The sequence below is a fragment of the Rhodanobacter terrae genome (genome assembly GCF_042657005.1).
Classification (GTDB): Bacteria; Pseudomonadota; Gammaproteobacteria; order Xanthomonadales; family Rhodanobacteraceae; genus Rhodanobacter; species Rhodanobacter terrae.
Genome location: NZ_JBHSNG010000034.1, coordinates 1 through 25,398 on the forward strand (window position 1 = coordinate 1; position 25,398 = coordinate 25,398).

General features: G+C 66.7%; 16 protein-coding genes and 1 pseudogene. All 17 read left to right on the forward strand.

The window, feature by feature from the left end; translation table 11 throughout:
• Nucleotides 1–305: 305 nt before the first annotated feature.
• The 17 genes and pseudogenes from ACFPPB_RS18615 to ACFPPB_RS18695 all read left to right on the forward strand — a co-directional run bounded on the left by ACFPPB_RS18615 (nt 306) and on the right by ACFPPB_RS18695 (nt 24,941).
• On the forward strand, nt 306–1,043 hold the full coding sequence (locus ACFPPB_RS18615) for a hypothetical protein (protein ID WP_377329871.1): 738 nt from the start codon (nt 306–308) through the stop codon (nt 1,041–1,043).
• A gap of 167 nt (nt 1,044–1,210) precedes the next feature.
• Nucleotides 1,211–1,975 carry a hypothetical protein gene (locus ACFPPB_RS18620; RefSeq protein WP_377329873.1) on the forward strand — a complete coding sequence of 255 codons (765 nt, stop codon included), beginning with the start codon at nt 1,211–1,213 and terminating at the stop codon, nt 1,973–1,975.
• Between the two features lie 55 nt (nt 1,976–2,030).
• Nucleotides 2,031–2,753, forward strand: a complete 723-nt coding sequence (locus tag ACFPPB_RS18625; RefSeq protein ID WP_377329875.1) for a hypothetical protein — start codon at nt 2,031–2,033, stop codon at nt 2,751–2,753.
• 738 nt (nt 2,754–3,491) lie between these two features.
• On the forward strand, nt 3,492–3,782 hold the full coding sequence (locus ACFPPB_RS18630) for a PAAR domain-containing protein (protein WP_377329877.1): 291 nt from the start codon (nt 3,492–3,494) through the stop codon (nt 3,780–3,782).
• A gap of 13 nt (nt 3,783–3,795) precedes the next feature.
• Complete coding sequence (locus ACFPPB_RS18635) at nt 3,796–5,175, forward strand: tetratricopeptide repeat protein (protein ID WP_377329879.1); 1,380 nt, start codon at nt 3,796–3,798, stop codon at nt 5,173–5,175.
• Between the two features lie 100 nt (nt 5,176–5,275).
• Nucleotides 5,276–7,300 (forward strand): type VI secretion system Vgr family protein, encoded by a 2,025-nt coding sequence (locus ACFPPB_RS18640; RefSeq protein ID WP_377329881.1) that lies wholly within the window; start codon nt 5,276–5,278, stop codon nt 7,298–7,300.
• Nucleotides 7,301–7,316: 16 nt separating this feature from the next.
• Nucleotides 7,317–7,856: a DUF6931 family protein gene (locus ACFPPB_RS18645; protein WP_377329883.1), complete on the forward strand. Its 540-nt coding sequence runs from the start codon at nt 7,317–7,319 to the stop codon at nt 7,854–7,856.
• Between the two features lie 76 nt (nt 7,857–7,932).
• Entirely contained in the window at nt 7,933–9,285 is a 1,353-nt protein-coding gene (tagH, locus tag ACFPPB_RS18650; RefSeq protein WP_377329886.1) for a type VI secretion system-associated FHA domain protein TagH, read from the forward strand.
• Between the two features lie 60 nt (nt 9,286–9,345).
• Nucleotides 9,346–10,683: a type VI secretion system baseplate subunit TssK gene (tssK, locus tag ACFPPB_RS18655; protein WP_377329888.1), complete on the forward strand. Its 1,338-nt coding sequence runs from the start codon at nt 9,346–9,348 to the stop codon at nt 10,681–10,683.
• Nucleotides 10,684–10,687: 4 nt separating this feature from the next.
• Nucleotides 10,688–12,073, forward strand: coding sequence for a type IVB secretion system protein IcmH/DotU (icmH, locus tag ACFPPB_RS18660; RefSeq protein ID WP_377329891.1), 1,386 nt, complete (start codon nt 10,688–10,690; stop codon nt 12,071–12,073).
• Nucleotides 12,074–12,078: 5 nt separating this feature from the next.
• Nucleotides 12,079–15,603, forward strand: a complete 3,525-nt coding sequence (gene tssM / locus ACFPPB_RS18665) for a type VI secretion system membrane subunit TssM (protein WP_377329893.1) — start codon at nt 12,079–12,081, stop codon at nt 15,601–15,603.
• Nucleotides 15,604–15,606: 3 nt separating this feature from the next.
• Entirely contained in the window at nt 15,607–17,346 is a 1,740-nt protein-coding gene (gene tagF / locus ACFPPB_RS18670; protein ID WP_377329895.1) for a type VI secretion system-associated protein TagF, read from the forward strand.
• A complete protein-coding gene (locus ACFPPB_RS18675) occupies nt 17,343–18,059 on the forward strand; it encodes a PP2C family protein-serine/threonine phosphatase (protein WP_377329897.1) in 717 nt (238 codons plus the stop codon). Before tagF ends, ACFPPB_RS18675 begins: the two co-directional genes overlap by 4 nt.
• Before the next feature lie 8 nt (nt 18,060–18,067).
• Nucleotides 18,068–19,768 (forward strand): annotated as a pseudogene (locus ACFPPB_RS18680) (serine/threonine-protein kinase); the annotation flags it as partial.
• A 328-nt stretch (nt 19,769–20,096) separates the two neighbouring features.
• Nucleotides 20,097–20,792: a hypothetical protein gene (locus ACFPPB_RS18685; protein WP_377329900.1), complete on the forward strand. Its 696-nt coding sequence runs from the start codon at nt 20,097–20,099 to the stop codon at nt 20,790–20,792.
• 94 nt (nt 20,793–20,886) lie between these two features.
• On the forward strand, nt 20,887–24,600 hold the full coding sequence (locus tag ACFPPB_RS18690; protein WP_377329902.1) for a bifunctional serine/threonine-protein kinase/formylglycine-generating enzyme family protein: 3,714 nt from the start codon (nt 20,887–20,889) through the stop codon (nt 24,598–24,600).
• Nucleotides 24,597–24,941, forward strand: a complete 345-nt coding sequence (locus ACFPPB_RS18695) for a hypothetical protein (RefSeq protein WP_377329904.1) — start codon at nt 24,597–24,599, stop codon at nt 24,939–24,941. Before ACFPPB_RS18690 ends, ACFPPB_RS18695 begins: the two co-directional genes overlap by 4 nt.
• The last annotated feature ends 457 nt before the right edge of the window (nt 24,942–25,398 follow it).

Sequence of the window (25,398 nt, forward strand, 5' to 3'; positions counted from 1 at the left end):
CCGGTTTCGACTGCACGACCTGCTGCCGCGGCTGACGCGCGCGATGGTGCTCTGCAAGCCTTGCCCGGAGCCGATGCTGCGCTTGGCGAGTAATTTTCTTCACTGAGGTTCGACGCTAATCAGGTTATTGGAACAGCCATTCGACTGAATGCTCGGCTGAACGAATATCTGTAGAATTACGCTCTGCTTCCTGTTTTGTCGATTCCTGTTCCATTCCACTCAGAGGAGGCGCCACCCCATGTTTTTCCGGCCCTGGTTCCGGGTCGGATTCCGTCGACATCGATTCCCATCGGGAGCAAATCAACATGCCGTGGCTGATAAATGTTAATCATACGAACTTTCCAGCCGTCGCTGCTCTTGGCGACCTGCGCTTTCAAATGGGCAACATACGCCCCGTGGAAACTGACGATGCTACCGATAATTGGTCTTCACTTGGATCAGATCAGCGGGGCTGGACAAAACACCATCTGGTTCCATGGAATACATTAAAAAACATCATGAATCGCGCCTTGCTTGATCTACAAGATAATAAGGACGACAAGCTTTGGAGCGGAATCAAGAAAGCGGCATACGTGGGTGGCAACGGAGGTGCCAATCAAGCACCGCTTGGAGCCGCCACTAAATATCTCAAAGGGATCGTAATACCTTTGCCGCTTCCTGGTGCAGCCGCTTTGGCCATGGAAAATAATGGCCAGCCCTATATGCCGGCCGCACATTGGGACGCCATTAACGGCCTCGCTTCAAATTTCTGCTGGATGCCGGGAAATTTTTTCCTCGGGCCAACACCCGGTAGCCGCCTGGACGATCCTGGTAATGATGGCTTTGACACTCCTCCAATGGGTAAGGGTAATACGCTTGGTCTCAAACTAAAGGATCTTTACGATTACGCGGAAAGCCAAGATTGGCCTAAGGTAAATAAGTGCCTGGATGGGATATTTAAGGAAGGCGTTGCAAAAAAAGGCAAGGTAATAAATTATTTGAACACGGACTGGAATATATCCAACGTTGGATTCGCCAATTTTTTCAAAAAGAAGCTTGCGTAGTGCTTCGATGCGACAGTCGTTTGTATTTAATAATTGATATTTCATTCAGGCGTTGACGGTTAGCGCAATAGCCACTCGACTGGATGTTTGGTTAAACGATGGTACGTAAAATTTCACTCTGGCCCCTGTTTTGTTCATGGGAGCCTGCGCTATCGAGGGTAACGTTCATGGCACTGACAACGGATGAATGGAGTGATGTCATTTTCTATTTCGAGTTCATGGCTCCAAAGAGAGGTTTCGGCCTAGATGTGCTCAAAGAACCTGACAGGGTTCCGCTGCAACAGAAGAAAGAACTCATCACGAAGTTCTGTACCGAAAAAATGTATATGGATGAGGATGAGGTCGAGCCGACACTACGCGAAAAGTACGCCGTCGAAGGTCGGTCGATCCGGGCTGCGCTGAACATCGTTCGGAATTGGAAACAGTTTCTGCTTAGCCGGCTGACGCGTCAGAACTTGCAGCGTGGAAGTGCCTTCAGGAACTGCGCCGTGGGTGAACTCGATGCCAGCTTGGTGTTGTGGCGTGAAAAGGCGGCCAATCTCAAGTTGAACGTCGTGCCGAATTTCATCGACAACACCCAGGCCGGTGGGGTGGAAATGTGGATCTCCTACAAAGATATCCAGCACGGTGCCATTCCAACGCTGTTCGCGTTGGGGCACGAATTCGGACACCAGACCGACTTTGCCATCCGCGAGATATATCCCAATGTGCTCAAGTCTCTCTACGCGGATTGGTCGAAGGACAACCATACCTCATGGGAGTATTACGCCGATTCCTTCGCGATCATATTTCTAACCATCAATTCGGGCGATCCGGAAAGGTTGTTCGCTAGCACCGAGGGGTATATGGGCGACACCCCCGACGACGGCACCCATCCTGCGGGCTTCCTGCGAGTGAATCAGATGCGTGAAGCGCAGAAACTGGCAATTTGACGGGAGCGTCGCCGGTCTGGCTGCATGAAGGAAACAGGCGACGGCAGTATGATGAGTGGCGGGGTGGTCTCGCTATTCCGAGCGGGGCGAACCCGCGCCTTTCATCCACATTCGATTGGAAAGTGACATGGCCTTTCAGTGCAAAGCGTGCGACGAAGTCGTCGAGGCCACCACCAAACCCGCCTCATGTCCGGCCTGCGAGCAGCGCTTCAAGGGATGGAAGACGGTGGTGACGAGGTCCGCCACCAAGGCGCGCGACACCTCCGACGCGCCCGAGTGGGACAACGCCGCCACGGTGGCGCTGACGACGGCCAATCTGGTCACGGCGCAGACGATGGACACCCTCGGCGGGCATCACGGATTTCCATCGGCGGCATGCCTCAAAGCCCTGTACGCGGCCGTCAATGTGCCCAAGGGCGGCAAGGCCTCCAACAGCATCTACTTCAACGCCTTCGCCGCGACCTACGACAACGACACAGCCAAGATCAACAAGGTGGATCTGGCCACCAATACCCCCTACGTCATCAACAATACGGCATCGCAGTGCGCCGAGCGCGGTTTGTGGAAAAGCATCGGCACCAGCCTGGCCGGGAAGACACTGCTGGGCATCGGCCAGGACACGCGGCCCTGCCTGGCGTGCTGCGCGCGCTTCAGCGCGCTGGCGGCCAGCAAGAACATCACGATCATGATTTATTTCGAAAAAAAATATGACGCGCTGCCCGGCAATACCTGGCTACTGTTCCCGCCGACGGTGGGGACTGCCGGCTATACGACCTGACGAGCCCGGGGATGTGGTGGTGATGGGTCGCCAGGAAACAGGGGTAGATACCGGGGGTCAAATCGACTTTAAGGTACGGCGTGAGGTGTTTGGTGGCACCACAGGAAGGGTTTTTCCGCCGCCATCAGCAGCAACGCGTCCAGGCAGATCGGACTGGCCTGATGTTGGGCCGCGGGAATGTGTCAAGACCGTCTTTGGAGGCGTAACGGCAAGCAAATTTACGGAAGCCTATTCGGAGCTCGTGAATGGCCTGGCTAGTCGCGCCTTCTCCACGGAAGGCGACTGGCAGAAGCTGGTCGTGCGGGCGCGCAGGCTTGCGGCCGTCGACGGGTTCGATAATCGGTGAAAAGAATCAGAACATCGATATGAAGCAACGGGATGCGGCTGACATCCTGTCCTTCGAACAAATGTGCCGAAATCTTCGAGCTCAACACCACCACGGTGACGGTAATGATAGACGCATTCGGGCTGGGGCAACTCGATCCTTGTCCTGTGCAGCGGGCGGCGAGTGCGCGTCCGCCGCAGGCAGCCCGGGAAATGCCGGGCACGGGGAGGTCCACACCGGCCGCGTGACCAAATTCGCCGCCGTTTTACGCACCTGACTATGGAGTGCCAATCTCAGATCCGACTGCCGGAACTGGCCTGGCGGCACGAAACCGGGGGAGGTGCCGGATGTTCCAGTCATGCCATTCGTTCGAGTGTGTCGCGCGCCACGCCGCGAATGTGGAGCGCTGAGCCATGCCGCAACCCGCCGCACGCCTGACCGACCTGCACGTCTGCCCGATGGTGACCGGCATCGTGCCGCATGTGGGCGGCCCGATCTCGGCGCCGGGCAAGCCCACCGTGCTGATCGGCGGCCTGCCGGCGGCCCGGCTGGGCGACATGGCCGTCTGTGTGGGACCGCCGGACAGCATCGTCATGGGGTCGCCCAAGGTGCTGATCGGCGGACAGCCGGCCGCGCGGCTGGGCGACAGCTGCGCGCATGGCGGCACCATCGTGCTCGGCTGCTTCACCGTGCTGATCGGCTGAGGGGGATGGCCGCATGAACCGCAACCCGGCTCTTTCCGATCGTCGCCGCAAGGCCGCCAAGGCAGCGCCGCGGCCGTTTGTGAAAGTACTGGCGCAGGCGATCGAGGCGCATCAGGCGGACGACCTCGATACGGCCGAGCGGCTCTATGGGCAAGTGCTGGACATGCGGATGGCGCAGCCGGATGCCCTGCATTTTCTCGGCGTGCTGTCGCATCAGCGCGGTCGCAGCGACGAGGCGGTCGAGCTGATCCGCGCGGCGCTGCAGATCACCCCCCGCCATCCCGACGCGCACAACAATCTGGGCAACATCCACAAGGAATGCGGGCGTCTGGCCGAAGCCGAGGCCTGCTACCGCCGCGCGCTGGAGTGTGACCCCGGCCATTACAACGCGCTGGGCAATCTGGCCGTGGTGCTGGAGGCCAGGGAGCGCCTGGACGACGCCTTCGAGGCGCATACCCGATTGCTCCAGCAGGCGCCGAACCATGCCCGCGGCCACTACATGCTGGGCCTGTTCCTGCGCAATCACGCCCAGCACATCGAGCATCTCGAACAGTCGGCGGAGTGCTTCCGGCAGGCGATTCGCCTCGACGGGCGCAATGTGCGCGCGCTCGAATGCCTGGGCGTGGCGCTCTACACCCTGGGTCGGCACGACGAATCGGCCGCGGTCTATCGCGAGTGGCTGCAACGCGAGCCGGACAATCCGGTGCCGCGCCACATGCTGGCTTCCTGCGGCGCCGCCGCAGCGCCCCCGCGTGCCGCCGACGACTACGTTCGCGACGTGTTCGACGGGTTTGCCGACAGCTTCGACGAGCAGCTGCTGAACAACCTCGGCTACCGCGCGCCGGAGGTGTTGATCGGCGCGTTGCTGGAAAAGCTTCCCGCGGCGGCCGCCAGCCTCGACGTGCTCGACGCCGGTTGCGGCACCGGCCTCTGCGCGCCGCTGATCCGCTCACAGGCACGCCGACTGGTCGGCGTCGACCTGTCCGGCGGCATGGTCGACAAGGCGCGCGCCCGCGGCGGCTACGACTCGCTGGAGGTGGCCGAGCTGACCGACTGGCTGCAACGCCATCCGGATCAGTTCGACGTGGTGCTCTCGGCCGACACGCTGGTGTATTTCGGTGAACTGGCGCCGGTGCTTGGCGCCGCGCACGGCGCGTTGCGTCCGGGTGGCTGGGTGGGCTTCACGCTGGAGGCGATCGAGGGCGACGAGGACCGCGCCGAATTGACTTCCAGCGGCCGCTACCGTCATTCGCATCGCTATGTGGAGCGTGTGCTGCACGAGGCGGGTTTCGTCGACACAGGCATCGCCGCAGACAGCCTGCGCAAGGAAGGTGGCAAGCCGGTGACGAGCTGGGTGGTTTGCGCGCGTCGCAGTGCAGGCCAGCCGGCATGACGGCGCGTCGGTGTTCGCGACGTCAACGGCCGGGCGATGATCGTCGTGCTGCCTGCTGCGACGATGGTCGGCCACAAAATCATTCCAGGAACGTAGTCGCATGAGCGATCCCATCACGATCACATCCACCGAGTGCGACGACCTGCTGTTCGTGGACATGAGTGCGGACGAAGCGCTGGGCGAGCTGTTCCGGTTCCACGTGCAGTTCGAGAGCCGCGACGCGGGCATCGACCTGAGTGCCTTGCTGGGCACGTCGATGACGGTGACATTGGTCGCCAGAGACGGCTACGTGCGGCACTTCAACGGCATGGTTTGCGAGGCGTCGCAGACCGGCGTCGCCACGGTGGAGTCGCTGGTGTACGCCCAGTATGCGGTGACCCTGGTGCCGAAGCCGTGGCTGCTGGAGCAGGTGGTCGACTGTCGCATCTTCACCAACATCAGTGCGCCGGACATCATCAAGCAGCTGCTCTCCGAGTCCGGCTACACCGACGTCAAGTTCAGCCTCACCGGGAGCTATGCAGCGCGCGATTATTGCGTGCAGTACCGCGAGGATCGCCTCAACTTCATCCATCGCCTGATGGAGCAGGAAGGCATCTACTACTACTTTGTGCACAGCGAGACCAAGCACACCATGGTGCTGGCCGATGGGGTGAGCGCGCATTCCGCGGCGGACGAATTCAGGACGGTGCCCTACGCCGCGCAACTCGACAACATGCTGCGCACGCAATCCACCGTCAGCATGTTCGAGTCGACCCGCGGCGTCGACAGCGCCACCTTCAAGCTCACCGACTACAACCCGCTGACGCCGAAGACCTCGCTGCTCTCGTCCGATACCAGCGACGGCCACCAGCCGAGCAAGAGTTACAGCGCGTTCGATTTTCCGGGCGCGCATGGCGAGGCGGGGGTCGGCCAGCATTACGCCAACGTTCGTGCGGAGGCATTCACCGCCTCGCGTTCGCGTTACAGCGGCATCACCGACGCCTGCAGCGCGCAGATCGGAAATCTCTTCACACTCTCGGACTACCCCCGTAGCGCGCTCAATCAGGAATACCTGATCACGGGGACGAACATCCAGGTGCATGGCGGCGGCCATGCTTCCGGCAGCGGCGGCAACCTGACTTTCCGCTGCCACTTCCGCGCGCTTTCCAGTCGCCTTCCGTTCCGCAAGGATCTCAAGACCGAAAAGCCGAAGGTGGTCGGCATGCAGACCGCCGTCGTCACCGGCAGCGACACCGACGAGGAAATCGCGGTGGACAAGTACGGCCGCGTGCAGGTCACCTTCCACTGGAACAAGCCGGACAAGGAAAACGCGCAGAGCTCGTGTCCCGTGCGCGTCGCCTCGCCGTGGGCGGGCAAGAACTGGGGTGCCGTGAGCATTCCCCGCGTGGGGCAGGAAGTGGTGGTGAGTTTTCTCGAGGGCGACCCGGATCGACCGCTGATCATCGGCAGCGTCTACAACGCCGACAACCTGCCGCCGTACGCGCTGCCGGACAACAAGACCCAGAGCGGCATCAAGAGCCGCAGCCTGCTGGGCAGCGCCGACGATGCCAACGAGCTGCGCTTCGAGGACAAGAAGGGCAGCGAGCAGTTCTTCATCCACGCGCAGAAGGACATGGTGGAAGAGGTCGAGAACGACCACACCGTCACCATCGATCACGACGACATCACCACGGTCAAGCACGATCAAACCCTCACGGTGGACAACGACCAGACCGAGACGGTCAAGCACGATCGCAAGGTCACCGTGCAGAACGACGACAAGCTCGACGTCACCGCCAACGGCACCAGCACCATCGGGCAGAAGTTCAAGCTCAGCGCCGGCACCGAGATCGAGCTGGTGACGGGCGCATCGAGCATCGTGATGAAGAGCTCCGGCGATATCGAGATCAAGGGCGTCAACATCAAGATCACCGCCGACGTCGGCGTGAAGATCGAGGGGCAGGTCGAGGTCGGCATCAAGGCCGGCGCCACCATGGACCTCGGCGCCGGCGCCAGCCTCAAGGCACATTCGGACGGCATGCTGGAAGTGGCCGGCACCGCGATGACCACGGTCAAGGGCACCATGACCACGGTCAAGGGCGATGCGATGACCCAGGTGTCCGGCGGCATCATCATGATCGGCTAACGGGGGAATCACGCACATGTCAGCGGTAATCCACGCCTCCGTGCAGATGGAGCTGTCCGCCCCGGCCAGCGCCCGCCTGCGTGCGGACATGACGCCGCAGGCGGCCGTGCAGGATCTGCTCGATGCCGGTCAGCCGCAGGACGCGCTGAAGCTGCTCGCGCGCCTGCTGCCCAAGCGCTACGCGGTGGCGTGGCTGTGCCAGTGCGCGCGCGACCAGCCGCTCACCCACGAAGATCGCTCCGGCGCCGCGCTGGCCGAGAAGTGGGTACGCGAACCGACCGAGAGCAACCGCCGCGCCGCGTTCGAGTTCGCCCACGCGGGCGGCTACAAGACGCTCGGTGCATGGTTGGCCGCCGCGGCGGGCTGGTCGGGCGGCAGCCTGGCACCGGCGGCGCAGGAGACGCCGGTACCGCCGGCCGAGCACCTCACCGCGCGCGCCACGGTGGCGGCGATCAACCTGATGGCGGCGCTCGACGCGACAAACTTCGGGGCGCGCCGCGCGGCGTTCATCGAGCGCGCCATGAGCCTGCTCGGCGCGGGAGGCGGCGAGTCATGAACAGCGCACGGACGGCGATGCGCTCGGCGGCATATCAGGCGGCCATGGTCGCATTCGATCGAGAGGAAATCTGAGCGTGTCGACTTCGCAGACATTGACCCTTGCCGTGATGGGTCGCCACGCGGCCCAGTTCGGCAACCGCAGCCAGAAGGCGTTCGAGGGGCGCGACGGCAGCATCGGCCGCTCCGAGGACTGCGACTGGGTGCTCAGCGCGTCGGGCGTGTCGCGCGTGCACGCCATGATCCGCTGTCTCAACGGCATCTACTTCATCGAGGACCGCAGCACCAACGGCATGCTGCTGAACGGCGTGCCGCTGATCAAGGGCGAGCCCTCGGCACTGAAGCAGGGTGATCGGCTGCAGATCGATACGTTCGAGGTCTCGGTGAACCTGCAGGCGCCGACGGCCGCCGCCCCGGTGGAAACCTTTGCCGCATCGCCGTTGCCGGCCGGCGCGCGCGCGCCGGCGGTCGATCCGCTGGACGTCTTTGCCGACCTTGGCCTCGGGTCATCGCTTTCGGTCGGCGCGTTGCACGACGACAGGCTGATTCCCGGTGCCTCGTCCTCGGATGGCGCCGACCTCGATCCGCTGAGCTTTCTCGATGCCCCTTATGCATCACCGCCCACGCCGGCTCCCGCGCCGGCGGCCAGCTGGAACCACACGCCGAGCATGGAGGACTACTTCCATCCGCCGATCACCCAGGGCCAGCGCCAGGCGCAACCGCTGCCGGAAAACTGGGATCTGACCATGGGCGACTTCGCGCCCAAGACGCCGCCCGCCGCCGTGGCTGCCCCGGCCGTCCCGGTACCTGCGCCCGCGCCGACACCCGCACCTGCGCCGTTGCTCGATCCCTTTGCCGCAGCGCCGGCGACTAGCCCTCTGCCGCCCGCACCGGCCGCCGGCGGCGCGCTGCCGACCGACATGCAGCAGATGCTCGGCATCGTGGTCGATGGCGTGATGGACGTGCTGCGCGCGCGCGCCGAGATCAAGAACACCTTCCGCCTGCCGGTGACGATCATCCAGCGCTCGGAGAACAACCCGCTGAAATTCGCGCCGACGGCCGAAGAGGCGCTGCAGAAGATCATGGCGCCGCCGAACGCGGCCTTCCTCTCCGGCCCGGCCGCGTTCGACGACGCCTTCGACGACATCCGCTGCCACCAGATGGCGATGCTGGCCGGCGTGCGCGCGGCGTTCGAATCGCTGCTGGCGCACTTCGGCCCGGACCGGCTGGAGCAGGAGGTCGACGGCGGCAAGCGTTCGGCCTTCGGCGGCAAGGCCAGGTACTGGGAGAAGTACCGCGAGAACTTCGAGGGGCTGATCAAGAATCCGGACGACTGCTTCCGGCGGCTGTTCGGCGACGAGTTCGCGCGCGCCTACGAGGAGCAGCTGGCGCGGCTGAAATCGGCGCGGCGCAACAGCGCGCGACGGTAGATACGACAAGCGCCGGCGATCAGGCCGGTGCCGACATTTTTCGAGATGGGCGCAAAGCGAATGACGCAAAACAGCAAAGTGGTATGGAGCGAGGGCCTGTTCCTGCGGCCCCAGCACCTGCAGCAGCACGAGCGCTACCTGGAGCGCTTCGTCGAGCTGCGCGCCGGCGCGCTGCGGCCCTACACCTGGGGCTTCACCGAGCTGGAGCTGGAGACCGACCTGCTGGCGATCGGCAAGCTCGGCATCAAGCGCGCGCGGGGCGTGTTTCCGGACGGCACGCCGTTCGCGATGCCGGGCGACGATCCGCTGCCGCCGGCGCTAGACGTGGACGCCAACTGGCGCGACCAGACGGTCTACCTCACCTTGCCGCTGCGCTCGCCGACCCAGCCCGACAGCGGGCGCGCCGAGGCACCGGCCGAGAAGCTGTTCCGCTATCGCGTGCGCGAGGCCGAGGTGCGCGATGCGTCGGGCAGTACCGACGGCACCGCGGTGCTCGAAGTGGGCGGCATGAGCAGCCGCTTGCTGCCCCAGTCGCAGCCGCTGGAAGGGCTCACGCAATTGCCGCTGGCGCGCATCGTCGAGTGCCGCTCCGATCGGCGCGTGATGCTGGACGAGGGCTTCATGCCTACCGGTTTCAGCTGCCAGGCGGTGCCGCGACTGGTGACCTTCCTCACCGAGTTGCTGGGCCTGCTGCACCAGCGCGGCGAGGCGCTGGCCAGCCGCGTGGCGGTGACCGATCGCGGCGGTGCGGCCGAGATCGCCGACTTCCTGCTGCTGCAGGTGGTCAACCGCAGCCAGCCGCTGATCGCGCACCTGTGCGAGGCGCCGGTGCTGCATCCGGAAGATCTGTATCGCGCGCTGGTGATGATGGCCGGCGAGCTGGCCACCTTCACCGCGGCGGGCAAGCGTCCATCGGCGTTTCCCGCATACCGCCACGAGGCGCTGCGCGAGAGTTTCGAGCCGGTGATCCTCGCGCTGCGCAATTGCCTCAGCGCGGTGATGGAGCAGACCGCCACGCCGATTCCGCTGCAGCAGCGCAAGTTCGGCGTATGGGTGGCGGTGGTGCCGGACCTGAGCCTGCTCGACACTGCCGCCTTCGTGCTGGCGGCCAAGGCGGACCTGAAGTCCGAGGACCTGCGCCGCCAGCTGCCGGCAGTGTCCAAGATCGGCCCGGTGGAGAAGATCCGCGACCTGGTGAACCTGCAGCTTCCGGGTATCGGCGTGAACCCGATGCCGGTGGCGCCGCGGCAGATTCCGTACAACGCAGGCTATCTGTATTTCGAATTCGACAAGCACTCGCCGATGTGGCGCGAGCTGAAGACCTCCGGCGGCATCGCCTTCCATTTCGGCAGCGAGTTCGCCGGCCTCGACCTGCAGCTGTGGGCGATCAGGGGCTGAGCAGATGAATACTCCCAACGGTCCCGGCAATCCGCCCGGCTATCCCCCGGTTCCCGACGACGCCACCGTGGTGCGCCCGCGCGGGCAGACCGCCGCCGCGCCGCCCGCCGCCGCGCCGCCCGCCGCCGCGCCGCCGGTCTATGCGCCGGCGCCGCCGCGCGGCCCGCTGCCGCCACGCGCGCAAGACGAGCCGCGTGCCGACATCAGCGAGTTCCTCGGCGGCGGCATGAACCCGCTGGTGCAGACCGCCAGCGCGCTGCTGCTGCTCGGCGTGCAGCTGCGCCACAGCGTGTCGCCTCCCGACGCCACCCACCTGCGCGACCAGGTGATCGACCAGGTGCGCAAGTTCGAGAGCCATGCCAGCGCGGCCGGCCTGCCGGCGCAGACGATCACCGCCGCGCGCTACGTGCTGTGCGCGATGCTCGACGAGTCGGTGCTCAACGCGCCCTGGGGCGAGCAGAGCGGCTGGGCGCAGAAGACGCTGCTGGTGACGTTCCACGGCGAGTCCTACGGCGGCGCCAAGTTCTTCCAGATCCTCGAGCGCCTGTGTGCGGATTTCAGCCGCCACATCGACCTGATCGAGCTGATGTATCTGTGCCTGGCACTGGGTTTCGGCGGCCGTTATCAGATCGAGTCCGGCGGCCGCGCCAAGCTGGCCGACATCCAGGAAGACCTGTACCGCCGCATCAAGGCGCAGCGCCCGGCGCCGGCCGACGAGCTGGCGCCGCACTGGCGCGGCATCGAGGACCGGCGCAATCCGCTGATCCGCTACGTGCCGCTGTGGGTGATCGCGGCGGCGGCCGCCTGCGTGCTGCTGGTCGCCTTCGTGTTTTTCTATACCCGGCTCAACGCGCTGTCCGGACCGGCCAGCGCACAGGTCGCGCAGATCGGGCTGGAAAGCGCCACCCCGCCGGATACCGCGCGGCTCAACCAGATCAACCCGCCGGCACCGCGCAAGACGCTCAAGCAGCTGCTGGCACCGGAGGAGCAGGCCGGCAAGCTGGCCATCATCGAGCAGCCGGGCGGGGCCGAACTCGTGCGGCTGGGCGCCACCGACATGTTCGCCTCCGGCGGCGTCGACGTGAGCGCCAGCGAGGTGCCGCTGCTGCACACGATCACCGCCGCGCTCAATCAGGTGACGGGCCGCGCCATCGTGGTCGGCCACACCGACGACCAGCCGATCCATTCGCTCAAGTACAAGGACAACTTCGAGTTGTCGGCGGCACGTGCGCGTTCGGTGATGCAGATTCTGGGCCAAGGGCTGGACAACCCCGCGCGGTTCGAATCCAGCGGCGCGGGCTCGTCGCAGCCGATTGCGCTGCCGCCGAGTCTTCCGGCCAACCGCACGCGCAACCGGCGTGTGGAAATCAAGTACATCCCGGAGGGCTGAGGCTCGTGAAGAAGTTTCTGACCTTGTTGAAATCCGGCTGGTTCATCGCCCTGGTCGGACTGCTGCTGCTGTCGGTGCTGATCTGGCTGGGTGGTCCGTATCTGGGCATCGGCGACAGCCAGCCGCTGGCCAGTCCGGTGACACGGCTGGTGGTGATCATCGTGCTGCTGGTGGTGTGGGTAGCGTGCCTGCAGATCCAGCAGCTGCGCCTGCGCAGCAAGACCGCGAAGATGTCCGGCGACATCGCGGGGCAGGATGCCGGTGCGGCCGGCGCGGCGCCCGGTGACGACCGCAGCGCCAGCGAGCGGGCGCAACTGGCCACGCGCTTCCAGGAGGCGGTGGACACCTTGCGCAAGAGCCGCCACGGCGGCGGCAATCTCTACACGCTGCCGTGGTATGTGGTGATCGGCCCGCCGGGCTCGGGCAAGAGCACGCTGCTGCAGAACTCCGGACTCAACTTTCCGCTGTCCGATCGTTTCGGCAAGGAGGCGCTGCGCGGCATCGGCGGCACCCGCAACTGCGACTGGTGGTTCACCGACGAGGCGGTGTTCCTCGACACCGCCGGGCGCTACACCACGCAGGATTCCGATCGCGGCGCCGACGCCTCGGCCTGGGGCGAGTTCCTCAAGCTGCTGCGCAAGTACCGCAAGCGCCGGCCGATCAACGGCGTGCTGATCGCGATGAGCATGTCCGACCTGCTGGTGCTGGACGAGAACGGCCGCTACGAACATATCCAGGCGGTGCGCCGCCGGCTCGACGAGCTGGCCGAGCATCTGCACATCGGCGTGCCGGTGTACCTGGTGTTGACCAAGTGCGACCTGATCGCTGGCTTCAGCGAGTTCTTCGACGACCTCAATCCCGAGCTGCGCAGCCAGGTCTGGGGCATGTCCTTTCCCGTCGGCAAGACGATGGACGGCAGCGCGGCCAAGGCCTTCGCCGACGAGTTCCAGCTGCTGCTGGACCGGCTCAACACGCGCGTGCTCGACCGCCTCCACGCCGAAGCCGACCGCAGCCGGCGGGCGGCGATCCTCTCGTTTCCACAGCAACTGGGCGCGCTGCACGACGTGGCGCGGCAGTTCGTCGAGGGCGTGTTCGCACCCAATCCCTACGGTACGCCGTCGCTGCTGCGCGGCGTGTACCTGACCTCGGGGACGCAGGAAGGCGCGCCGATCGACCGCATGATGAGCGCAGTGGCGCGCACGTTCGGCGTAGATGTTGCGCGGGTGCAGGCCAAGGGTGCCCAGCAGCGCACGTTCTTCGTCGAGCGCTTGCTCAAGGACGTACTGTTCAAGGAGTCCGGTTTTGCCGGCACCAACCCGAAGCTGGAGCGGCAGAAGATCCTGCTGCAGGCGGCCTCCTACGGTGGCGTGCTGCTGCTTGCCGCGCTGCTGATGATCGGCTTCGTCACCAGCTACGGGCACAACCGCAGCTATCTGGCCGAGGTGCAGTCCGCACTGGCAGGCTACCCGGTCAAGAGCGACCTCGGTGGAGTCGCCACGCAGAAGGCCTACTTCGCGACCGTGCTGCAGCGGCTCGAAGCATTGTCCGCCGTGCAGGACGTGGCCCGGCAATACAAGGGCAGGGTGCCCTTGCTGATGCGTTTCGGTCTCTATCAGGGACACGCGGTGGGCAGCGAGGTGCACGACGCCTATATCCGCGAGCTCAACGGTCTGCTGCTGCCCGGCGTGGCCTCGCAGTTCCGCGCAGGCCTCACCGGCAACGCCAGCGATCCCCAGGCGCTGTACTACTACCTCAAGGGCTACCTGATGCTGGGCGAGCCCAAGCACCAGGACGCCGACCAGCTGATCGCGCTGACCAGGATCGAGTGGCGCAAGATATTCCCCGGCGACCCGGTGCTGCAGCAGGCCCTGGCCAAGCACTTTCAAGCGCTGGTGTCCGAACCGGGCAAGCTGCGCGCGGTCAGCCTGGACGACGGCCTGGTCGAACAGGCTCGCGCCACGCTGCGCACGGCCGACCTTTCCGCGCTGGTCTATGGAAGCCTGAAGCTGACCGCCGACGGCAGCGACGCGCCGCCGCTGCGGCTGGACAAGGCGCTGGGACTGCTCGGCAACGTGCTGCGCCGCAAGAGCGGCACGCCGCTCTCCGCGCCGCTGCCGCCGCTGTTCACCCAGCCGGTGTTTGCCGACGAAGTCAACAAGGGCATCGCGCAGGCGGTGACGAACTTCACCCAGGACGACTGGGTATTCGGCGCCAGCAAGATCGATGCGATCGAGAAGGCGCGCCTGCAACAACAGGTGCTGGGGCTGTACCAGGCCGACTACATCAAGGCCTGGGACGACCTGCTGGCCGACCTGGAGCTGCAGCCGGTCACCAGCATCCAGGATGCCAGCGTCATTGCGGCGAAGTTGTCCGGCCCCAGTTCGCCGCTGAAGGCGTTGCTGGGCGTGGTGCGCGACAACACCCACGACCTGCTGCGTGCGCCACCGGAAGGCGGCGCCGACAAGGCGCTGGACGCAGCCAGGAATGCGGCCGAAAAAAAGGCTACCCAGAGCGCGCTCAGCCGGGCGCTGGCAAGCGCCGCCGGTGCGCCGGCCGCGGCGGCGGAGAAGCCCGGTGCGGCCATCAGCGAGCACTTCGATACGCTCAACAAGCTCAGCGACGGCCCGCCCGGCGCCACGCCGATCGACCAGACTCTGGGCACGCTCGACCAGCTCAGCAAGACCTTGCTGACCATGACCGACTTCAGCGGCACGGCCGGTCAGCCGAACCCGCAGCTGCTGCTGGCGCAGCAGGCTGCCGCGCAGCTGCCGCCGCCGGTATCCGACTGGGTCGCCACGCTCACCGGCAAGAGCCAGGCGCTGGTCGCCAGCGGCACCAAGGGCGCACTGGGCGAACAGTTTCAGCAGTCGGTGGCCAAAGACTGCGCGGACTTCACCCGTGGGCGCTATCCGTTCGCGCCGGATGGCAAGACGGAGATACCGTTGCAGAACTTTGCCGAGCTGTTCGGCTACGGCGGCGAGTTCGACGCTTTCTACAAGGCCTCGCTGGAGAAGCTGGTCGATGCCAGCGGCCGCACCTGGCAGTGGAAAACCGGGCCCGGTGCGGTGAGCGGTTCACCCGGCATGCTGGCGCAGGTGCAACTGGCCGACGCCATCAAGCAGATGTATTTCCACAACGGCAGCGCCACACCGGAAGTGGACTTCACCTGGCTGGCGCCACAGCTGGACGCCGGCATCGGCAAGCTGGCGATCAGCGTGGCCGGGCAGAAGTACGAATACACGCCCGGCGGCGCGATGAGCGCGGCGATGAAATGGCCCGGGCCGCAGCCGGGCCAGGTATCGATCGCCGCCTACGACACCGCCGGCAACCTGATCAGCAGCTTCGACTATCAGGGCGACTGGGCGTTTTTCCGTGCACTGCAGGCGGCCAACCTGCAAAAGCAGTCGGATCTGCGTTTCACCGCCAGTTTCAATTTCGGCGGGCACGTGGCGAAGATCACCCTGCAGGCCAACAATCTCAAGAATCCCTTCCTCGGCACCGACCTGCAACGCTTCCGGTGTGGAGGCTGACCGATGCCACAGGCGACCGGGGGGAGCGCGGGCACGGTGGGTTTCTTCGGCAAGCTGTCCGGTGCGGGCGACTTCGTGCAGCGGCGTTTGCCGCCTGCCTTCGTGGAGCATTGGGATCGCCACTTCGAGCAGGCCGTGGCGGCCAGCCGCGAACAGCTTGGCGAGCGCTGGCACGAGGTCTGGCATGCCAGCCCCGCCTGGCGTTTCGTGCTCGCGCCAGGCGTGTGCACCGAGTCGGCCTGGGCAGGATTGATGGCGCCGGCCGCCGACCGCGTGGGCCGTTGCTTTCCGATGGTGATGGCCGCCCCGCTGGACGCGGACAGCGACGAGCGCGATCCGTTCGCGCGGGTGCTGCGCGACGGCGAACGCTGGTTCAATGCGCTGGAGCATCTGTTTGTGCAGGCGCAGTTCCATGGTGCCGGTGCCGATGCGTTCGACGCGCAGTTGAGTACCTTGCCCAGTCCGCTGGTGATGGATCGCCGCGACACGCTCGCGGTGTTGCGCGGCACCGACTGGCGCACCGCGCCGCAGTGGCGGCTGCCGCTGCCCGCGCAGCGCCAGCCCGGCGCCTTCCTGCACACGCTGTGGTCGCAGGTGCAGGCCGTCGCGGGCACTTGGTGCCTGTGGTGGACGCACGGTGCGGGCAACGTGCCGGCCAGCGTCCTGCTCACCCAGGGACTGCCGCAGCCCGCCAGCTATGCGTCGTTTCTCGATGCCTATCAGGCAAGCGCGGGCTGGGCTTCGTTGGCCGGCTTTCAGGCACCCTCAACCGCGGCGGGTCGATCGCATGATGCGCCCGCGCCGCATGCGCCTGCCGCGCCGGTGGAGGAGACACCGGCCGCAGCATCGATGGTGGCATCGTCCGTCGAGCCACCGCCGCGCCTGCCGGACGATCTCTCCGAGCTGCTCGATGGCATCGGCACACCCGCGGCTCCCGTTCCGGCTGCTCCCATTCTGGCGGCTCCCATACCGGATGATGTGACCGTGCCGGGCTTCGGGCGGCACGCCCCGGCCTCGGCAGTCAAGCCAGCAGCGGGGCCACCGGCGGCCGATCCGGTCGCGCCGATGACATCGGCGACGGCCGATCCGGCATCGCCGTCGCCCCAGCGCGGTACCGTCTATCTCAGCGCGGACGGTGCGCTCGCTTTGCTGGCCGCCGACGATGGCGCACACGATCCGCGCTGTCGCGGCGCGGTGACCGCCCATGCAGTCGCCGCCGCGATGGCGCCGAGGGACTTCTCCGGCGGCATGCAGAACCTGCGCGAGCGGTTGCTTGCGCGCCACCCGCTGCTGCAGCTCTCCGGCGAGGATCTGATCGATCCGGTGATGGAAGACGCGGCCGTGGTGGCACTGCATACCACCGGCCGCTGGGCCGCGCTGCTGCGCATCGGCACCGGCGAGGTGTGGCAATGGCGGCGTGGCCAGCTGCGTCCGGTGTTCGCCGTCGATCCGCAGCAGGGCGGTGACGTCGATGATCTGCTGCACAGCAGGAGCTCGCCGGTTGCGGCGGGCCTCGGCGCGCCGGGTGCGCCGCGCAGCGACGAGATCGTCTGCGCGGTGGAGCGCGGCGACCGCTTCCTGCTGCTGGCCACGCGACGCATGATCGGGCTGGAACAGAGCCTGCTGGCGCAGGCGCTGGCGCTGCCGGCCTGCGACGACGCGCGCGCCTTTCTTGCACACGCCGCAGCGCTGGGCACCGATCCTGACCCCTGGCCGCTGGCTGTCATCGAGATCACACCATGACGAATTACGTTTCCGCGGGTCGCTCCGTCACGGGCAAGGTACGCCGGCACAACGAGGACGCGATCCTGGTGCGCGACGACATCGGCCTGTGGGTCGTCGCCGATGGCATGGGCGGCCATTCGGCCGGTGACTATGCCAGCGCGCTCATCGTCGAGCGGCTGGGTGCGCTGACGCGGCCGGAGAGCGTCGTCGACTTCATCGAGGCGATCGAGGACATGCTGGAGCGGGTCAATGCCGACCTGCTCGGCACCGCAGCCGCGCGCGGCGTCGACATCATCGGTTCCACCGTGGTGGTACTGGTGCACGACCCCGACTTCATGCTCTGCGGATGGGTAGGCGACAGCCGTGCCTACTGCAACGAGGATGGCCACCTGCGCCAGATCACCCGCGACCATGTGCATGGCGCCAAGGACGACGTCACCCAGTTCGGCGGCGCCACGGCGACGTTGCAGGCTGGCGCCGGCGTGCTCAGCCGCGCGGTCGGCGCCGAGGAACGCCTGTTCGTTGACTGGGTGGTGGCGAGCAGCCGGCCCGGCACGCAATTCCTGCTCTGCTCCGACGGCATCAACAAGGAACTGGGCGACGAGGAGCTCGACGTCGAGTCCCGCAACCAGCCCGAGCCGCAGGCTTTGCTGGCGCGCCTGTTCGAGCTGTCGCTGCAGCGTGCCGCGCGCGACAACATTTCCGCCGTCATCGTGCGTCTGCAGGATTGAGCGGCAGCATGACTTCCATCGCCGAACTGATCGTCGAGTTCCAGGCCGGGCGGCTCACGCCGTCCGGGCTGTCCGACGTCTTGCTCAGGCGCGGTGCGCTGCCGGACGAGATTCTGCATGAAGAGCAGGCGCTGCTCGAGGCGATGGCGGCCGACGGCCGGCTCGAGCCGATGCTCGCCCGCACGCTTGTCGCGAAGCTGCGTGGCGTGCAGCCGTCGGCGCCGACATCTGCGGCGGCGGGCGACGAGATGACGAAGGTGAAGGTGTCGCCGAGCGGCGCTGCGCCGTCGTCGTCCAGCGCCGAGATGACCATGGTGCAACCCGCCTCGCGCCCGTCGGCGCCTGCGGGCGACGCAGATGCCACCGTGGTCGCGCCTGCTTCCCGCATGTCCACGGGCGAAGCGCCGCCGGCCGCCGGCGTCACCAGCGCCGACTGGGAGCAGGTGGCCGGGGCGGCCGGCAGCGACCGCGCCACGGTTGGCATGCTGCTGAAAGGACGCTTTCTGCTCGAACGCGAGATCGGCCGCGGCGGCATGGGCGTGGTGTTCCTTGCCCGCGACGAGCGCAAGGTGGAGGCGCGCGACCGCGATCCCTACGTGGCGGTGAAGGTGCTGAACGACGAGTTCCGCCGTCACCCCGATTCGCTGGTCGCGCTGCAGCGCGAATCGCGCCGCGCGCAGCAGCTGGCGCACGAAAACATCGTGCGCGTCTACGATTTCGACAAGGACCGCACCATCGTCTTCATGACGATGGAGTACATCGACGGCACGGACCTGCGCTCGCTGATCCGCGAGCGCGCCTACCACGGCATGCCGCTGGCCGAGGCACGGTCGCTGGTCGAGGGCATGGGCCGGGCGTTGAAGCGCGCGCATGCGGCCGGCGTCGTGCACTCGGATTTCAAGCCCGGCAACGTCATGGTGACGCGCGAGGGTGTGCCCAAGGTATTCGACTTCGGCATCGCGCGTGCGGCCAAGCGGCTGGGCGAGGCGTCCGGCGAGGAAACGGTGTTCGACGCCGGCACGCTGGGTGCGCTGACACCGGCCTACGCCAGCCTGGAGATGACGCGTGGCGCGCAGCCGTCGCCGGCCGACGACATCTACGCGCTGGGCTGCGTGGCGTTCGAGCTGCTCACCGGCAAGCACCCGTTCGACAAGGTGAGTGCCGAAGTGGCGATGAAGGAGGGCCGCAAGCCGCCGCCGGTACCGGGCCTGACCAAGCGCCAGTACAAGACCCTGTGCGACAGCATCGCGTTTCATGCCGGGCAGCGGCTGAAGGATGTCGAGGCGTTGCTCGACGGGCTGCGCGAGATCGGCTTGCGCGAACGTGCCGGCCGGCCGTTGGCCTACGCGCTGGCCGGCCTGCTGCTGCTCTCGGCAGGAGGCTGGTTTGCCGTCGGCCAGTGGCGCGCCCGGCAGATGGCGGAAGTCGTCGCCGGTTTCCAACCCGGCGATCCTCATCGCTATGCGAACGAAACCCAGGCGTTCGCCGCGCTGGGCCAGCTGAGCGAGGACGGCCGACGACAGCTGATGCTGGCGCATGGCGATCTGGTCCAGTCCTACCTGCTTGGTCGCATGGACGCCTACTGGAACCCGGCGCAGGGCCGGCGCGATTACGCCGCGGCCAGCCGGGTCTTCGCGTTGCCCGCGCAGCTGCATCTGTTTCTGCCGCAGCTGGAGCTCAGACGCCTCGCCGTGGACAAGGAAAAGCACGACCTGGACCAGCCGAAACCGGCAAGTCCATCGGCTTCCACGGTGGTCACGGCGGCCGTTTCGCCGCCGCCGGCAGTGCCGCCACCAGTTGCAGCGGTGCGCTCCGCTGCCGACAGCCCGTCGCGAATGCAGCAGGTGGTGTCGGAGCTGCTGCGGGAAGGCGAGCAGAACTACGGGCAGCAAAAGTATTCCGCGGCCATTGCCAACGCCAAGGCCGCGCTGCAGATCGTCCCCGGGGACCCGGGGGCCCGGCGACTCCTGCAGCGCGCCCAGCAGGCGCAGCAGCGGGCGATGAGCGACATCACGATCAACTGAAGGAGGTGCGGTCATGCAAGCACGCAAATTTCGCGGCACGAGACTCGCGGCGATGGCCATCGCCGTGACCTTGCTGGGCGGATGTGCCGACATGGGGGGCCTCGGCGCGCCACGCCCGGCAGGCGCGAACACCGGCGCTGGCACCGGAAGCGCCTCGGCGCAGGAATGCAATCCGGTGGTGACCGGCGCGATCGGCGCGATTGCCGGCTCGCTGTTCGGCAAGGGCAAGGGGCACCTGGCGGGCGCGGCGATCGGCGCCGGCGTCGGGGCGTTTGCCTGCATGGCCTACAACTACCACAGCCGGCGGATCCGCGACGCGCAGGCGGTGGAGGCGCAGTACCGGCACGAACACGGCACGTTGCCGACGGGCAACACGATCGAATCCTACCAGAGCGTGCTGCTTCCCGGAGGTACGGTCCAGGGCGGCGGCAAGGTGGAGATGCAGTCGCGCGTGACCTTGCTGCGGGGCGCGCACGACGTGTCGCCCCAGATGAAAGAGCAGCTGACCCTGTATTCGCCCGACGGCAAGCAGCTGGCTACCGCCACCAAGGATGTCGCTGCGATCAACGGCACCGGCGAGTACGAGACCAGCTTCGATTTCAGCCTGCCCAAGGGCATCCAGGAGGGTCGTTACAAGATGAGCTCGACGCTGTACATGGCAGGCCAGAAGGTACGCACCAACGATGTGCCCATGCTGGTGGTCGGCTGATGCGGGGGACGCACGCATGGTTCGGCGAGCGCCCCGCGGCGGCGACTCCGCCACGATCCCGTGATTCTGTGACCGACAGGAAAGATCGCAACTCATGAGCTCCATCGCCGAACTGATTGACGACTACCAAGCCAGGCGGCTCACGTTGCCCGAGCTGTTCGACGCGCTGGCCGCACGCGGCGCGCTGCCCGACGAAACCTGCCGCGACGAGCAGGCTTTGCTCGTGGCGATGGCCGCCGACGGCCGGCTCGAGCCGAGGCTCGCGCGGGCGCTCGCCGCGAAGTTGCACAGCCTGCAGCTGCCTGCGCAGGCGTCGGCGATGCCCCCTGCAGCGCCGCCTGCGGCAGCGGACGACGACGTGACGAAAATACAGGTGTTGGGGCGCGCCAGCGCGCCGCCGCCGGATGCCGAGATGACCATGGTGCAGCCCGCTTCACGCCCGCCCGCGCCGGCGGACGACGCGGATGCCACCGTGGTCGCGCCCGCCTCGCACCCGCCTGCGGCCGACGCGCCGCAGCCCACTGCCGTCACCGGCACCCAGGGCACGGGCACCGGCAGCAGTTTCAACATGGACAGCTGGCAGCGCGTGGCCGATGCCGAAGGCGGTGTCTACGCCGCCGTGGGCAGCGTGCTCAAGGGCCGCTTCCATCTGGAGAAGGAAATCGGCCGTGGCGGCATGGGCGTGGTGTTCCTCGCCCGCGACGAGCGCAAGGTGGAAGCGCGTGACCGCGATCCCTATGTGGCGGTGAAGGTGCTGAACGACGAGTTCCGCCGCCATCCCGATTCGCTGATCGCGCTGCAGCGCGAATCGCGCCGCTCGCAGTCGCTGGCCCACGACAACATCGTGCGCGTGTTCGACTTCGACAAGGACGACACCATCGTCTTCATGACGATGGAGTACATCGACGGCTCCGACCTCAAGCAGTTGATCCGCGAGCGCGCCTACAACGGCATGCCGCTGGAGAAGGCGCGCCCGCTGATCGAGGGCATGGCCTGGGCGCTCAAGCGCGCGCATGCCTCCGGCGTGGTGCACTCGGACTTCAAGCCCGGCAACGTCATGGTCACCCGCGGCGGCGTGCCCAAGGTGTTCGACTTCGGCATCGCGCGCGCCGGCAAGCACATGGGCGATCAGGTCGGCGAACAGACCGTGTTCGACGCCGGCACGCTGGGCGCGCTCACGCCGGCCTACGCCAGCCTGGAGATGATCCAGGGCAAGGAGCCCACGCCCAGCGACGACATCTATGCGCTGGGCTGCGTGGCGTTCGAACTGCTCACCGGCAAGCACCCGTTCGACAAGGTTAGTGCCGAAGTGGCGATGAAGGAGGGCCGCAAGCCGCCGCCGGTACCCGGCCTGACCAAACGCCAGTACCAGACGCTGTGCGATGCGGTGGCGTTCACCGGCGACAAGCGCCTCAAGAACGCCGTGGAGCTGGTGGAAGGTCTGCGCGAGGTCAGCCTGCGCGAGCGCTTCGGACCGATGGTGCTGTTCGGTGCGATCGGTGCGGTGATTCTCGCCGGCGGCGGCTGGGGTCTGACGTACTACGTGCACCAGCGCCACATCGATCGGGTGATCGGCCGTTTCGACCTCGCCCAGCACGACCATTACGCCAGCGAGGATCAGGCGCTAGGCGCGCTGGACTCGCTCAGCGCGAACGAGCAAAAGCAGCTGGTGATCGATCACGGCGACCTGATCCAGAACTTCCTGCTCAGCCGTATCGATGCCTACTGGAATCCGGCCAGGCAGCGTTACAACTACGCGCAGGCGCAGCACGCGTTCCAGCTGCGCAACCAGCTGAAGCTGTATTCGCCGCAGCTGGATCTCAAACGCAGCGCGATCGAGAAGGAAAGGAACGATCTGCTCAACCAGCTCGATACGCATCTTAGCCAGCGCATCGAGGTGGGGGCGATCTTCGCCGACGAGCCCGACAACGCGGTGGCGATTCTGGCCACCATCCGCGCCATCGATCCGTCCAGCAGCCTGTTGAAGAATGCCGAGCTGGAGCTGAAGTACGACATCGCGATCGGGCAGTCGCTTGCCTCGAACCACCTCGACCAGGCGCGCTCGCAACTGCAGCAGGCGACACGGCAGTTTCCCGACTCGGCGCGGCTGAGGCAGCGCGCGGCGCAACTGGCGGCACTGGCCAGTACAGCCACGGCGGCCGTCCATGCCGCGCCCGCGGTACGCCAGAGCCTGCCCGAGACGCGCAAGGTGCTGGCCGCGCTGATCGCACGGCCGGCTGTCACGCCCGACTGGCAGGCCCAGGTCGCCAGCGCGATGGCCACGCTGCAGGGCGACAACTCGGCCCAGACGCGGGCGCTGGTCGAGTCGCTGGCCGCCACCATGGCCACCCAGGCCAGCACCCAGAGCGATCCGATGCAGCTTCCGCAGATCAGCGCGCTGGTGGATGCAGGCTTGAAGTACGCACCGCAATCCGCGGCGCTGCGGGCGCAGCGATCGCGCATCGACGCCTTGCAGCAGCAGCAGCAGGCGAAGCTGGATCAGGAAAGCGCCGTGGCCGAGGTGGCTGCAGACATCGAATCGATGAAACGCGCGGCTGCCGCCAACGATGTCGGCAAGGCGCAGAATGCGTTTGCCCGCATCCGCACACTGCAGCCGGACGCCGATTTCCTTAAGACGCAGGGACCCCAGTTGCTGGCCGAGGCCTACCTGGGGCAGGCCGGCGATACCTTCCAGCACGGTCGCTACCAGGCTGCGGCGGACACCGTGGCGCGCGGCCTGAAAGTGCTGGGCACCCGCACGGATCTGCGCAATGCCCAGCAGCGCTATGCGCTGGTCGCGGCGCTGATGAAGGCACGCACGCAGGCGCCGGCGGCGACCGACATCGACAGCATGCGCCAGCAACTGGCTGCCGCACGCCGTGCCGACCCGGATGGCCTCGGCCAGCTGGAAAAGGACATGAAGCTGCACGGCCAGCTGCCGCAGGGCAGCATGGCCGACCTGTTGGCCAGCCTCAAGCCGGCCGAGGCCGCGCCCGCGACGACGCCGGCCGCCGCACCGGGCGCCACGCCGCCCGCCGGCCACACCGAGGCCGCAACGGGTCAGTCGACATCCGCGCTGCCCGCCGCAGGCGCCGCCAAGCCATCCAGGCCCGTCGTCGGCGATCACGCAGCGGCGCCGGCGGCGGTCGCCGCGTCGGCCAGTGGCGCGAGCGGGGTCGATCCTTGCGGCAATCCCGATCTGGTCGGCAAGGGTCGCTTCTGCGCCGATACGCTCTCCGGCAAGCGCGGTCCGGCTCTGGTGGTGGTGCCCGGCCTGGCGGGTGGCAAGCCGTATGCGCTGTCTCGCGCGGAAATCAGTGTCAGCGAGTTCAACCTTTTCTGCGCCACGACCCACCAGTGCAGCCCCAAGCCGGTGGAGGACCACCTGTCCGGCAGCCTTCCGGTGACCAACATCACCCTGAGCCAGGCCCAGGCGTACGCGGCGTGGCTGACCCAGGCCAGCGGCGGCTTCGTCTACCGCCTGCCGAGCGATACCGAATGGGTGCGCGCGGCCAGGGCCGGTGGCGGCTGGAAGCAGGCTCCGGACAGCAATTGCGTGCCGCCCACGTCGAACGGCGACGACGGCACCGGCGCACCGATCTCCTCGCTGGGACGGGGGCCGAATCCGTGGGGACTGGTGAATCTCACCGGCAACGTGTGGGAGTGGGTCGTCAGCGGCGGTCAGGTGGCGGTGCGGGGCGGCAGCTATACCAGTTACTGGTCCGACTGCACGGTGGACGCCCACCGTGCAGACAGTGGCGCGGCCCAGAACGATGTCGGCATGCGCATCCTTAGGGAAATCCGATGAACGAACAGGAACGCCGCAGCAACCACATCCTCCGCGCGCTCGATGAAGCGCACCGCATGGGCCGGATCACCCGGGCGGAATACCGGACCCGCCGCCGGGCCTTGCTCACCAGCCTGAGCGACAGCAACGGCGTGACCGCGCGCAATGCGATCCTTCCCAGCCGGGAACCGGCTCCACGTCGCGTCGAGAGCACCCGCAGGCCACCCCCCGGAGTGGATGAAGCCGCGACACTGTTCCCCGAGCGTCGTGCCGCCCTGCGCAAGCTTTGGCTGGTGACGGGCGGCATGGTGCTGGTTGCCATGTTGCTGGTCTATTGGATGCTGCGGCGTTCGTCGCCCTGAAGGCCGGCCGGTCTTGGTGCCGACGCGGGGGACGGGTGCCGAGGCCGGGGTCGAGTCGATCACCGGGCCACCCCCGTGCGCGGACGACCAGATCGGCGCCCCGTTTGCGCACTACAGAAGAAGGTGGCGTGGAAATTCATCGTGCGCCCTGGGCACGCGATGACGGAGTTGCCGGCCTTCGACCATCCGGTCAGACAGCGGCGCGCCGGGATACTTGTGCCGTGCGCCCGACAGCTCTAGTGAAAGGGGAAATGAGTCGTGCGGATCGCTTGTCTGGCTGCAACGGTGGCGCTGGCGCTGGCCGGCAGCGAAACCTGGGCGCAAAGCGCCCCCGTTACGCCCGCAAATCCGGGCCATCCTGAAGGGGCGGCGCCGGCCGCTCCGTCGCAGCAGATCCTGGTGAGCGGGCTGTCGCCGGGCGCGGTGGCCGCCGATATCCAGCGCATCGTGCAGAAGG

What these genes read in the sequence shown, in the direction of transcription:
- ACFPPB_RS18615 (WP_377329871.1), top strand. Translation starts at nt 306, where the DNA reads ATGCCGTGGCTGATAAATGTTAATCATACGAACTTTCCAGCCGTCGCT.
- ACFPPB_RS18620 (WP_377329873.1), top strand. Translation starts at nt 1,211, where the DNA reads ATGGCACTGACAACGGATGAATGGAGTGATGTCATTTTCTATTTCGAG.
- ACFPPB_RS18630 (WP_377329877.1), top strand. Translation starts at nt 3,492, where the DNA reads ATGCCGCAACCCGCCGCACGCCTGACCGACCTGCACGTCTGCCCGATG.
- ACFPPB_RS18635 (WP_377329879.1), top strand. Translation starts at nt 3,796, where the DNA reads ATGAACCGCAACCCGGCTCTTTCCGATCGTCGCCGCAAGGCCGCCAAG.
- ACFPPB_RS18640 (WP_377329881.1), top strand. Translation starts at nt 5,276, where the DNA reads ATGAGCGATCCCATCACGATCACATCCACCGAGTGCGACGACCTGCTG.
- ACFPPB_RS18645 (WP_377329883.1), top strand. Translation starts at nt 7,317, where the DNA reads ATGTCAGCGGTAATCCACGCCTCCGTGCAGATGGAGCTGTCCGCCCCG.
- tssK (WP_377329888.1), top strand. Translation starts at nt 9,346, where the DNA reads ATGACGCAAAACAGCAAAGTGGTATGGAGCGAGGGCCTGTTCCTGCGG.
- icmH (WP_377329891.1), top strand. Translation starts at nt 10,688, where the DNA reads ATGAATACTCCCAACGGTCCCGGCAATCCGCCCGGCTATCCCCCGGTT.
- tagF (WP_377329895.1), top strand. Translation starts at nt 15,607, where the DNA reads ATGCCACAGGCGACCGGGGGGAGCGCGGGCACGGTGGGTTTCTTCGGC.
- ACFPPB_RS18675 (WP_377329897.1), top strand. Translation starts at nt 17,343, where the DNA reads ATGACGAATTACGTTTCCGCGGGTCGCTCCGTCACGGGCAAGGTACGC.
- ACFPPB_RS18685 (WP_377329900.1), top strand. Translation starts at nt 20,097, where the DNA reads ATGCAAGCACGCAAATTTCGCGGCACGAGACTCGCGGCGATGGCCATC.
- ACFPPB_RS18690 (WP_377329902.1), top strand. Translation starts at nt 20,887, where the DNA reads ATGAGCTCCATCGCCGAACTGATTGACGACTACCAAGCCAGGCGGCTC.
- ACFPPB_RS18695 (WP_377329904.1), top strand. Translation starts at nt 24,597, where the DNA reads ATGAACGAACAGGAACGCCGCAGCAACCACATCCTCCGCGCGCTCGAT.